The organism is Bacteroides fragilis (assembly GCF_019583405.1).
GTDB lineage: Bacteria > Bacteroidota > Bacteroidia > Bacteroidales > Bacteroidaceae > Bacteroides > Bacteroides fragilis_B.
Window position 1 is genome coordinate 74,043 of record NZ_SZUU01000003.1, and the last position, 13,530, is coordinate 87,572.

Sequence of the window (13,530 nt, forward strand, 5' to 3'; positions counted from 1 at the left end):
TACGATTAATTATTAGATTGTAATTTTGATTGATAAAGAGGGTACATGATTCTTTTTGTACCAACGTACCTCGGCTAACTAAGTTGTCATTTTTCTTTGTGCATTTCTTTCTTTTTATTTAGGTTTAAAATGATGAATTTTCCAAGTTCCGTATGAACTTGGTATAAGGGCAATTTCAAAAAGACAACTAATAATAATCGTATTACATATAGAAAGAGGCTTATCTATTTAGTTATAGATAAGCCTCACATTTTTATTGAAAATCTATTGAAGTACGTTTCGTCAAACGCTTCTAATTACTGGTCGGATTCTGTGTTAAGGTTCCGGGATAAGAATTAATAGCACTTTGTGGAATAAAATAAATAACCCGATAGTCTGTAGCAGGAATTTCAAGCATGGCATCATGTACTCCGGGATATTTGCGAGTTAATGTTTCACAATTGCGAAATACATCATAACTACGTTCTGCTTGATAGGCCAGCTCTAATTGTCTCTCTTTTTCTATTCGCGCCTTAGCGTTGGAAGCATTTAAGTCATTATAACCTCCGCCGGGTAAAGAGCGTTCACGAATGATATTCAGATCTGCTTGTGCATGAGGATAATCACCTTTTTTGGCATATGCTTCTGCACGATTCAAGTAAACCTCGCCTAAACGAGAGATGACAGGAGAATGTAATTGAGATTCAGCTTCTCCGCTTGCAGTTCCTTCATTCGAACATTTGAGAATATAGAATTTGGGTTGCCCGCTTGAGAGTTCTATTTCATAATCAATAACACCGTGATAGATTTGACCGTCTGAATAGCTGATTGAATATTTTTCTTCACTACTGTTTATTAATGACAATGTGTAATTAGTTTCCCCCTCTTTACAAGTCACAGTGTTACCTCTTTTAGAAACGGGCAATTGTACATATGTATATCCTGTATGTATGTTGTTTTTGTTGTATACATTCTTTATGAAACGGAATACTTCAACATATTTACCATCACTATCCGTGATGTAGCTTGGTGAAATGAAATTTGCTCGTGCATCTACAATCTTTTTCTTGTCAGGACGCCAATCGTTACGTCCCTGTTCATTTAATAAATCCATGTATTTGGCACTCGCATACATTTCTCCCCAGCCTTGCTGTCCAGCATAAGAATACATTCCACCAATAGAATTCCAATAATCCGGCTTTTCTGATGCCATGATTTTTACTACAAAAATAGATTCTTTATTATTTTCCGGCATGAATGTATTATATCGCATAAAATTTTCACGGGAGAGCAACTCATATTTCAGTCCACCTTCATCAGTGGTGCTTTCAATGACTTTAGTTGCATAATCAATGGCCAACTGGGCATTTTCACTATTGGGTGCTTCATAAGTTCCACTCATAAATAAATAAATACGAGACAACATGGCCCATGCCGCTTCTTTAGATGCATATGCAGGACCTTCTCGTTTGGTTTCTCCATTTTCCATCAATCGGGCCGCTGCTTTCAGGTCATCAATAGCTTGTTCATAAGTATCTTGAACAGTCGAACGATCAGGAAGATTAAGATTATTCACATCGTCTGGCGTACCGTTTACAATAGGGACTCCCATATGTCCTTCCGGCTTGTCCCAATAAGGACGTCCGAAAGCACGTCCAAGATAAAAATACATCATACCACGGATATAGTAGCATTCACCCAGTTGATAATCAATGGTTTTGCTTTGTCCTTCATCAATCATTTTAATAATATTCGAAGCTTGTGCAATAGCTTTGTATCCGGAGTCCCAAAAGCTTTGTAGACGATAATTATCAGCATCGCGGGAATAAGAAATAAAATCGAAAAAGGCATCCGTTGATGATTTATCTTTCGCCATATTATCACCCGCATATTCCCCTAAACGATGCATAGGATCCGACCAACTTTTTAATTGTGCATAGCATCCATTTACAAGTGACTCTAATGAAGAGGTAGGATCCTGAGTTATTTGTTCGGCTGACATTGAACCATAAGGAAGTCTGTCTATGTCACAAGCGGTTAAAGTGGCAACCGCACATAGTAGAGTTATTATTTTTTTCATATAATCGTTACTTTTAGAATGTTAAATTAAGCCCAAACATAAATTTACGTACAGTTGGATAAACCGAAGGTAATGCAGTACCTATTACAGAACCATCACTGGCCGGAATTTCCGGATCTACGCCTGAGTAATTTGTAACACAGAACAGGTTCTCTCCAGTGAAGAAAATTCTCATATTATTAATATAATATTGAGGCAATTTTAGGTTGTAACCGATTGATAATGATCTCAATTTAAGATAGTCATTTTTTTCAAGATAGCGCGAGGAAGAACTGTTCGACTTACTCGTATTACTATAAGAAGCCACCGGATGTGTAGCTATATCTCCCGGTTTTTCCCAACGATTCCATCCCTTTTGAAGTTTCATTTGATTTCGATCGTTATATGCTCCGTCTGAATCATATTCCTGGCGAGAATAATTATAGATTTGCCCTCCTACAGAGTAGCCAAATACTGCATTCAGATCAATATCTTTCCAGCGGAGTACCGTACTAAATCCTCCAAAGATGTCTGGAGATGAACTTCCACATTTCACTTGATCAGCCTCAGAATAATTACTTGTTTTCTGACGTGATAAAGTTCCATCTTCATTTTCTACGGTTTTATACCACTGAGGTGCCCCATTTTCCGGGTTTACACCTGCCCATTCTTTCAGATAATAAGTATCACATGGATAACCTGGCTGTAATACTCTTTTGGCTGTACCTGCAATCGATGTTCCATCTGAAATAATAATTGGCTTTTCTACAAATTGTCCCTCAGCGTTCTTTGTCTTATAGAGTTTCTTTAATTTGTTCTTATTATGTCCCAAGTTAATTTCTATATTCCAATCCCAGTCTTTCGTACGGATAATATCACCGCCAATGGACAATTCAAATCCTTGATTTTGCATTTCACCAATATTCTTCCACATACTTGTCACTCCTACTAATCCGGAAATGGGTACTGCATATAGAATATTACTTGTGTACTTATTATACCAGTCAAAACTTGCTCTCAACCGATTATCAAAAAAAGCTACGTCAACTCCGATGCCTGTAGTATAAGTCTTTTCCCAAGTAAGGTCTTTATTGCCCAATTGTGATATCAAGGCTCCGGATTCTTCGTTATATTTAGAAGATACTGAATAGAGATCGTATTGGGGATAAAGTGAACTTGGTCGGTTACCCACCGAGCCATAAGATATACGTAATTTCAATACATCAACCCAAGAGGCATGAAACCATTTCTCACGATTAATGTTCCATCCGGCACTGATAGAAAAGAAATTTCCATATTTTGCATTATCTCCGAAATTAGAGGCTCCATCGCGACGGAACGATAGTTGTGCCAGATATTTATTATCAAAAGCATAGTTTGCATTAAATAAAAGAGACTGTACCGCCCACTCACTAATACTACCACCAACTTTCTCCGGTTTAGCTACCACGTCCAATACTTCGAAACCGGGAATAAATCCTATTCCATACATATCTGTTGCTTTAGCCCAATAATCGTTGAATTCATAAGCAGCCAACGCATTTATTGAATGTTTACCAAACATTTTGTTAAAACGTATGATATGGTTAGAATAACGACGTACAGTGGTAGTTTGATATTCACGCATACGCCCATCTACTCCCTCTCCACTACTTGAGCGCGGATCTGTATATTCACTGTAATTATAGCCTATGTATTTATAGTTATTGACGGATGAAAAACTCAGCCAGTCAGTAATTCTAATATCAAAATCTAAATTACCCATAAATTCATAATTGGTAGAGTTCGATTTATTCCACTGCAGATCGTATAGATAATTGCTATTAGAACTGTTCACCCATCCTGTATATCTATTGGGAACCAAATTCCCTTCTTCATCAAAAGGACTATCCCATGGCAGTCTTTGGAACATGGAAGTAACATCATACTGTTTATCTTCAATATCCCGTCGCGATCCTGCCAGTGCAGGTTTTATACTCAACCATTCAAAGGGGTTATAGGTTGTTTTTAACCGGAAGTTATATCGTGTGTAATCATAGCCTTTCACTGCTCCTTCTTCATCATAGACACCGATGGAAAGGAAAGATCTGATTTTCTCATTACCTCCGGATAAAGAAACATTGTAATCTTGGGTAACTCCTGTTTGGGCAGCCAAATCAAACCAATCGAAATTACAATTTCGCAGTTCATCATTATAACGTGAAAAAGTAATCGCTTCCTGATTTGAGAATGATTTATAGTAATCATATAGCTCCGCTCCATCCATCATTTCCATATTTCCTCTCCCTAACTTACTGATACCAACTTTTGCAGAGACATTTACTGTCATCTTTTCTGCTTTACCATTTTTGGTTGTTACCAGAATAACGCCGTTGGCTCCTTGTGAACCATAAATAGCAGTAGAAGCAGCATCTTTTAGGATAGTCATTGTTTCTATATCACTTGGATTCAAAGCACCGGCATTTGAACCAACAATCACTCCATCAATAACCCATAATGGAGCAGTGGTCCCACTTAAAGTTGCTTGTCCACGAATCACGACAGCTCCTCCTGACCCGGGTTGTCCCGACCCTGGAGCTACATATACTCCCGGAACCTTTCCGTTTAACATATTTTCTACTGAAGGGGTAGTAATATCTTTTAGTTTATCGCTCTTAACTGTTTGTAGCGCACCAGTCAAGCTCTCTTTCTTTTGTGTACTATACCCAACTACCACTACTTCATCTAATGTTTTGGTATCTTCCTTCATTATTACATTATAAGAGCTTACCCCCGGTTTGAGATTAATGGTTTGAGGAATATATCCAATGTAACTAACCTGGAGTTCATTGCCCGTTACTATAAGAGAAAATTCGCCATTCACGTTAGTGATAGTCCCGTTTGAAGAAGATCCTTTTTCTATTATAGATGCTCCTATTATAGGATCTCCTGCAATATCTTTTACTACACCGGTCACTTTTTGTTGTTTTTGCTGTTGAACCGTTTGTTGCGCAGTTGTGGTGGGGATTGTATATATAACAATTTGATTCTCTACTATTCTATAAGAGTACCCGGAATTTTCAAATATCTGATTTAGAACAACTTCTATCGGAGCATCTTCTACATTTATAGAAACCTTTTTATCTAACTTCACTTGATTATCATTATAGAAAAAAGTATATTCACTTCCTTTTTCTAACTCTTGTAATACCGATTGGATAGAAGTGTTACTCTTTTTTATTGAGAATTTGAGTACTTGTGCAAATGTGCTGATAGGTATTGCACAAACTAAACTAATAGCAACAGCAATTGCTATTTGCTTTTTTACTTTTTGTGGATTAAACCACTTTTGATTGCATTTTTTCATAAATACCATAATTATTAGATTATAATTTAAATTTAACAAATAATAGGTGTTGCCCTTTAAGAATCCCGTGCTTGATTAACATGTTTCACTGTTTTTTCCAATTTTCTTATTTGAATCTTTTTAGGGTGTAAAATCGTGTTCTACTTAAGTTCTTCGAGAACTATTGCATTTTTATCCTTTATTTATTTTTATTATTGGGTCCTGTTTACATTTTGATTATTTCATGCTTTTTTATCATTTTGTATTTTCTATCTCATCTGTATTGCTGGTTTTAGCACCCGAACCAAAGATCTGAGGAAAAAAACAGCTGTGTTGCTGTTAGAGAAAGTTATATTTGATAGGATAAAGCCTCCAATTTTGTGTATTTGCTCGATAAAACAAACGATATAGCTCTTTAATGATATGTATTAAGTGAATTAACGATGATTTATGATAGTAGAAATGTAAACGGGAAAAATTAGTAAATAGCTTCTTAAAGCAGATTTTTGAACTCTAACTTTTTAAGATGTTAACTTCGTATAAATAAAGAATTAAGGTTTTGTCAACAGGATATTAACTTCGTACAGATAGAGAATTAATTTCCTATATTCAGGAAACGAATAAGATCCTGCAATAAAATGTATTTTTACTTAAAAAGGCAATTTTATATTGCATGATAATAGTATTTTTATTCAAGAAGAAATTATTATAGCATCTTTTTAAAGAAAGTCTGAGTTAGCTAAATATAAAGATCCTCTCCCTTATGTCAACCTAAAATGAATTTTACTATCTTTTTTATATTTCTATAATCATTATTATTTAAACACATCTTTTTATATTCAAATGCGCCCATTTGCTATAAATCCTCTATTTTTATTTTAAAATTTGTATTGTTTCTCCCTAAAAAATTGTATGTTTGCACATCACACCGATAGATTTATGACCGAGAAAGAGCTTATTGTATCATTAAAACTGGGGGACGAAGCTGCATTTACTGCTCTATACAGAATGTATTGGCCTAAAGTTCACAACTTTTCCCGTTTATACCTATCTTCTATGGCTGAAGTAGAAGAAGTGGTACAGGAGGTCTTCGTAAAATTGTGGGAGGCACGTATCTTCTTGAAAGAGAATGAAAGCTTCAAAGGATTTCTATTTATTATAACCCGCAATATAATTTTTAATCAATTTCGTAAAAGTTTCAATGAAAATGCGTATAAAACGACTATACTCAGTAGTGCAGAAGTTGAATATGATATTGAAGATGAAATGGATGCAGCCGATCTTCAGGCCTATATAAAGAAATTAATTTCTGAACTGACGCCTCGGCAACAAGAAGTATTTCACTTAAGCCGTGAAGAGCACCTTAGCTATAAAGAAATAGCTACTCGGCTGTCTATCAGTGAGAAAACTGTAGAGCGACATATTAATGAAGCCTTAAAATTTTTACGTAAAAACATCTATTTATTTATCATATTTCTTTCTCTATAATAATAAGGTATAGAGAGCTTATTTCATGATTTCCCTTTTATTTTAAAGATTTTAAATTTTCTTTGGGGGATGTTATGGTGTTGCGTGTATTTATAAATAGATAGGTAATAAGAAGGTAATAAAGATGAAACAAGCGACAAAAGGAAATAAGAATATAATAAAGAAGCTGCTGACTGATGGCCTATCGCCGGAAGAGCGAGAAAAACTTAATAACTATAAATTTGTGAATCAGGCAATTTATAGTCAATGGGAACAGACTTCTGATATGTATACCGATGTCGATAAGGAAGAACGAATGCTAACAAACGTTATGCACCAAATAAAGAAAGGAAAAAGCGGACGTTTTAGGCAAAGCTTACATCGGTATAGCTGGGTAGCATCCATAGCATTATTGCTAATTTGCGGAACATTATCTTTAATGTTATTATCCAGAAAATCAGATCCAAAAGTTTGGTATGTTCTGAATTCAGGACGCCAATCCATGGATTCAGTGAGACTGGCAGATGGTACATTGGTGATGTTGAATGCTGGAAGTCGTTTGACATATCCTAAAGAGTTTTCCGGAGAAAAGCGGGAAGTAACTCTTTCAGGACAAGCTTTTTTTAATGTTCATCCGGATAAGGGACATCCTTTTGTTGTAAAAACCAAGAATATGGATGTTACAGCTTTAGGGACAGCATTTGAGGTTTTTAGTTTTGATGGTGACGAAAGTGTAGAAACAGTATTGCTCAATGGCAAAGTTAGGGTAGAACCTAAGGATAACAAAGAGCAAATTAAAGGAGAATACATTCTTCGTCCGAATGAAAAATTGACTTGCCAAGCAAACGGTGATGTGCGTATAGATCATGTAGATGCTAATTCATATTCTGCTTGGCGTATTGGAGGACGATTGAGTTTCAAGAACGAAACATTGGCCATGATTTTACCTCGTTTAGAGAAATGGTATGGTCAAAAGATCGATTGCTCACAGAAAGTGGCTGATCATTATCGCTTTACATTCACATTGCGAAATGAACCATTGGATCTGATTCTGAATATTATGTCGCATAGTGCGCCATTAAATTATAAATTAATAAGCAATGACTACTATGTTCTCGAAGAACTTAAGTAGAACACGATTTAAGAAATAAAAAAATAGTAATAAAAGCTAAGTTCATACGGAACTTGGAAAACAGGACAAAAGATAAGATTTATACCAAGTTCGTTTAGAACTTATACCAAACATCAAATTTTAAACCTAAATTAATAAAGAAAAGAATGAGAGAGAAACCGTAAATGACGTTAACCTGGTGCAGCGATGCTTTAGAAGTGTCCTGTGCTCACTTTATCAATCAAAATTACAATCTAATAATTAATCGTATTTATGAGAAAATGCAACATGCGGTGGTTTAGTCCGCAAAGAATGAAAAAGCATCTGGCTTTTGCTTTGGCAGTTAGCCTGATAGCTATGGTACCTGTGAGTGCCTTCGCTCAAGTACTAAAGATTTCAATGACGAAGACAAACGTATCCATCGAGAGTGTACTGCGTGAACTTGAAAAACAAAGCGAGTATACTTTCTTCTACAATGACAATCAGGTAAAGCTGAACAAGAAAGTATCCATCAATGTGTCGGATGCTCCGATCGAAACTGTACTGAACGAAGTTTTCAAAAACTCGGGATATACCTATAAGATTGTAGACAATCAAATCGTAGTGTCTACTGTGACTGCAGCTGCCAAGGATGTGCAGGCTGTTCAACAGCAGAAGCAGAGAAAAATTACCGGAGTCGTGAAAGATGCAATGGGTGAAGCCATCATCGGAGCATCAGTAGTAGAAAAAGGTACTACCTCTAATGGTACCATTACTAATATTGAAGGTGAATTTACCTTAAATACTGCTGGTAAGGAACTTCAGATTACTTATATCGGTTACGTACCTCAGACCATTGTACTTAAACCGGGAGTTAACAATTACAATGTCATAATGAAGGAGGACACTAAAACTTTAGATGAGGTTGTGGTTGTTGGTTATGGTATTCAGAAAAAAGTCAATTTGACAGGTGCAGTATCTTCTGTTGGCGCAGATGAATTGAAAGAACGTGTAAATACAGACGTGTTGGCTTCTGTACAGGGACAGGTTCCGGGAGTGACCATTATATCTCGTCCGGGATCTACTCCATCAATTAATATGCGTGGTCGCGGAAACTTGGGAACTTCTTCTCCTCTGTTTGTTATTGACGGTGCAATTGCTGATGCTTCTTTCTTTTCAAGCCTTGATCCGAATTCGATAGAAAGTATTTCGTTTTTGAAAGATGCAGCATCTTCTGCAATTTATGGTTCTCGTGCAGCTTATGGTGTTGTGTTGGTAAAAACAAAAGGTGGTAAAGAAGGTGATTTGAAGATCAGTTACGATGGTTCGGTTGCAGTGAAAATGGCAACTTATACACCTGATGTATTGAGTTCTGAATGGTACGCACGCTTGAGTAATGAAGCTGCTTTGAATGAAAACCCGAATACAAGCACGCTTCCTTATACTGATAAGGAGATACAAATGTTCCGTGATGGTTCTAATCCAGATATGTACCCGAATACGAATTGGTATGATTTAGTATTGAAGGATGAAGCTGTTATGACGAAACATTCTGTAAGCTTTAGTGGTGGTAATAAAGTGAAGTATTTCACTTCATTAGGATATATGTATGATGATAAATTTACTCCTGGTGCAAAAAGTGAACGTTATAACTTGACTACCAACATTTCCTCAGATATTAAGTCTTGGTTGACGATGCGTTCTAACATCAATTATATCCAAAGTACTTCTGATAATGACAAAGGAGGGGTTATTTATACACACTTGCTGACAATCCCGTCAACTTATGTTGCTCGTCATAGTAACGGTGAATGGGGTAGTTATGAAGGTGGAAAGCCTGCTGCAACAGTAAACATGGAACGTAACCCTTTACGTCGTTTGGAAGAAGGAGGATGGTCGAACAGTAAGACTGAAAATACTTTGATAAATCTGGCCTTAGATATTAAACCTGTAAAAGGGCTGGTGTTGACTGGTGAAATGATTTATAAAGCCTGGGATTATAAATCTAAGACTTATACTGCAAATAAGAATAAGATTAAGGATTTTCAGACCGGTACTGAGTTGAATGGTACAGATGTAACCAACTCTAAGATGGAATACAGCTGGGAAGAAAACAGTCGTCTTACTTATAATGCATTGGCCAATTACGTTTGGAGTAACGAAAAGCATAATGTGAATGTATTGGCTGGTGTATCTTACGAACATTATAAATATCAGAAACAAAAATCATATCGTCTGAAATTCCCGACTAATGGTATGACAGACATGAATGGTGGTTCAAGTGCGCCGGATGATACTTATGCTGAAGGTGGAAGTAACGAAGATAAGTTGATGTCTTACTTTGGTCGTGTAAATTATTCATTTATGGATCGTTATTTATTAGAGGCCAATATCCGTGCTGATGCTTCTTCTCGTTTCCATAAGGATAATCGTTGGGGCGTTTTCCCTTCATTTTCTGCAGGTTGGCGTATTAATCAGGAAGGATTTATGCAAGATATCAACTGGATCAATAACTTGAAGGTACGTGCATCTTGGGGACAGTTGGGGAATATCAATAACGTAGGTCAATATGACTATTTCTCTTCCTATCAGCAGGGAGGTAACTATAACTTTGAGGATGCCATCGTTTCAGGTATTGTAGAATCTAAACCAGCCAATCCGACACTGGGATGGGAAACAGTTACTATTACTGATATCGGTGTGGATTTTGATATTTTCAATGGTCTGTTGAGCTTTACAGCCGATTATTATAACAAGAAGACAGATGACATCCTGTTGGCATATCCGAGTCCGAAAGAAATCGGTATCGGTTCTGATTTCAAGGTTTCACAAAATATTGGTACAGTAAGTAATAAGGGGTTAGAACTGAGTATTACACATAATAAAACTCTGGGTGACTTTGCGTATACAGTTGGTTTTAACATGAGTAAGAACTGGAATAAGGTAACTAACCTGGGAGCCAATGACCCGATTATTGAAAGTCCGTGGATTAAAAAGGTTGGTTATGCAATCGGTACTTTCTATGGATACCGCTCTGACGGTTTGTTGACTCAGGAGGATATTGATGCTGGTAATTACATCACCGATGGTTTGGTACCTCAGGCTGGTGATATAAAATATGTAGATTTGGACGGTGATGGTAAACTTACCGACAAAGACAGAACTTATATCGGTTGTGATGTACCTGATATTACTTATGGTGTGAATCTGAATCTTCGTTATAAAGGATTTGAATTAAGTATGTTCGGTCAGGGAGTTACCGGTACAAAAGTAAACTTCAGTATGGAAAATGCTTGGGCATTTTCAGATTATGCAAGTCCGCGTAAATATCACTTGAAGAGATGGACGGTAGACAATCCTAATCCGAATGCAGCTTATCCGCGCATTTATCCCCGTACAAGTAAACATTCAACTTATAACCAATACTTCTCTGACTACTGGTTGTTCGATGCCGATTATTTCCGCATCAAGAATATAACATTCGGATATTCTTTCCAGAAGCCGGTTTTGCAGAAGTTGAGTCTGGAGGCATTGAAGCTTTATGTTGCGGCTGAAAATCCGTTTACTATTCGTGCTGACCACCGTATGGAAGATTTCGACCCTGAAACAGCTTCAGGACGCGGCGTTAATACTCGTGGTACGTCTTCGATTGCTTTTGGTGTAAATCTAACATTCTAACATTATTGATTATAAAAGATGAAAACTATAAATAAATTATTCAAGGGTATATTCCTTTGCACTTTAGTTAGTGTAAGTGTTAGTAGTTGCGACTTGGAAGTGGAGCCGCCTGCTAATATTGCGGCCGAGACATATTGGACATCTGAAAAAGATGCTTGGTATAATCTGAACTCAATTTATTCTGCAGCAATTCCGGGTATCGGTATTTACGGAGATGCTTATTCGGATGATGTATATTGTCAATATGCACACGAGTCTAAGGCAAAAATATTCCAGCAAGATGGTTTTAGTCCTCTATATGACGAAGGCTGGAACTTTGAGACAATCCGTAAGGAGAATTTATTTTTGCAGAAAGTCGGTAATTGTGAGATGGATGAATCTTTAAGAGAAAGATTCAAGGCGGAGGTGCGTGCAATGCGTGCATGGACTTATCTGGGCATGACTATGACATTCGGTAAAGTGCCTTTGATTACTGAAGTGCTGGATTATAACTCGCCTAATATTCCCCGTGACGAGGTAAGTGTTATTCGTGATTTTATTATGAAAGAACTTACTGAGGCTGCTGCAATATTGCCTGAGAAATATACTGGTGGTTATCCGAATGAAAAGGGACGTATCACAAAATATGCTTGTTTGTCATTGAAAGCAAGAGCGGCTCTGTATTTTGGAGACTACGCTTTAGCAGAAACTACTGCTAAGGAAGTGATGGATAAGGGAGGCTTCTCTTTGTTCAAGATTTCTTCTTTATCGGAAGCACAGAAGAAAGAGGCGGAAGAAATGAGTTTGTATATTGATTTTGAAGAAAAAGGAATCGATAAAGACGAATTCATTAAGGGTATGTTTAATTATGAAGCTTTGTGGCATACAGAAAATGCTAATCCGGATAATCCCGAATACATTATGACTCGTCAATATGCTGCTTCCAGTTGGGATTATCAAGATATGACTCGTTATACAAGTATGCGTCCGAATCAGTTGGGTGGTTGGTCTTCTGTAACTCCGACACAGAATCTGGTAGATGCTTATTGGGGAGTTGATGGCCACAGTGTACCGCAGTTGCCTACTCCGGAAGAACGTGCTAAAGCGTACAACGAGATTAAGGCAGACTTGGATGCTTATCAAAAACCCGAAGGAGAAGCTAAGTTTATCGCTTTCTGTCAGGAAAAGATAAAGAATGGAACATTGAAAGATTATAAATATATTCAGGAGTTCCGTAACCGTGATAGCCGTATGTATGTTTCTATCTTGATGCCATTCAAGAGTTGGTATGAATCTAATTATGGTGATAAGTTTGTGTATGAATGGATAAAGAATGGTAATAACGAATCAAAGACCGGATTTAACTTCCGCAAGATGCTTTCATTGGAAAATGATGCTAATGGCGATGGACAGGCAACCGGTGATTATCCTTGTATCCGTTATGCTGAAATTTTATTGATTTATGCTGAAGCGCATACACAGACTACTGGGTATGATGCTGCAACAGAAGCAGCTTTAAATCAGTTGCGTGACCGTTGCGGTATGCCGGATGTTCCTTCTGGTTTGAGCAAAGAAGAAGGTTTGAAACTGATTCAGAACGAACGTCGTATTGAATTGGCCGGTGAAGGTTTCCGTGGTGACGATATGACTCGTTATAGTGACGATTACTGGAAAGAGCACATGAACAATGTATCCATCATGACTCCTGACGGTGATACGGAACTTACAATGAAATGGAGTTCTCGTATGCGTCTGAAACCAATTCCGCAAACAGCTATTGACTTAAATCCGTTATTGGCTGGCGATCAGAACCCGGGATATTAATTTAACACAGATATCTCTTAATTAAAGGTTGAAAAAAGGGATCGGTTTTAAAAGAGGGCACTGAAAAAGTGATCTTTTTTTAGCTTCCAATCCTTTTTAGAAATTACCGGAAAAAGTTGTATGTTGAAT

At 37.0% G+C, this 13,530-nt stretch carries 6 protein-coding genes; 4 read left to right on the forward strand and 2 right to left on the reverse strand.

What is annotated here, in order from left to right:
* Positions 1–292: 292 nt before the first annotated feature.
* Both FDF36_RS07630 and FDF36_RS07635 read right to left on the reverse strand, forming a co-directional pair.
* A complete protein-coding gene (locus tag FDF36_RS07630) occupies positions 293–2,059 on the reverse strand; it encodes a RagB/SusD family nutrient uptake outer membrane protein (RefSeq protein ID WP_220390945.1) in 1,767 nt (588 codons plus the stop codon).
* A 13-nt stretch (positions 2,060–2,072) separates the two neighbouring features.
* Complete coding sequence (locus tag FDF36_RS07635; protein ID WP_005810137.1) at positions 2,073–5,384, reverse strand: TonB-dependent receptor; 3,312 nt, start codon at positions 5,382–5,384, stop codon at positions 2,073–2,075.
* A gap of 891 nt (positions 5,385–6,275) precedes the next feature.
* Here FDF36_RS07635 and FDF36_RS07640 point away from each other — a divergent pair.
* The 4 genes from FDF36_RS07640 to FDF36_RS07655 all read left to right on the forward strand — a co-directional run bounded on the left by FDF36_RS07640 (position 6,276) and on the right by FDF36_RS07655 (position 13,401).
* Positions 6,276–6,851 (forward strand): RNA polymerase sigma-70 factor, encoded by a 576-nt coding sequence (locus tag FDF36_RS07640; RefSeq protein ID WP_005810129.1) that lies wholly within the window; start codon positions 6,276–6,278, stop codon positions 6,849–6,851.
* A 124-nt stretch (positions 6,852–6,975) separates the two neighbouring features.
* On the forward strand, positions 6,976–7,962 hold the full coding sequence (locus FDF36_RS07645; RefSeq protein ID WP_005775675.1) for a FecR family protein: 987 nt from the start codon (positions 6,976–6,978) through the stop codon (positions 7,960–7,962).
* Between the two features lie 252 nt (positions 7,963–8,214).
* Positions 8,215–11,598 (forward strand): TonB-dependent receptor, encoded by a 3,384-nt coding sequence (locus FDF36_RS07650; RefSeq protein ID WP_220390946.1) that lies wholly within the window; start codon positions 8,215–8,217, stop codon positions 11,596–11,598.
* A gap of 18 nt (positions 11,599–11,616) precedes the next feature.
* Positions 11,617–13,401: a RagB/SusD family nutrient uptake outer membrane protein gene (locus FDF36_RS07655; protein WP_220390947.1), complete on the forward strand. Its 1,785-nt coding sequence runs from the start codon at positions 11,617–11,619 to the stop codon at positions 13,399–13,401.
* The last annotated feature ends 129 nt before the right edge of the window (positions 13,402–13,530 follow it).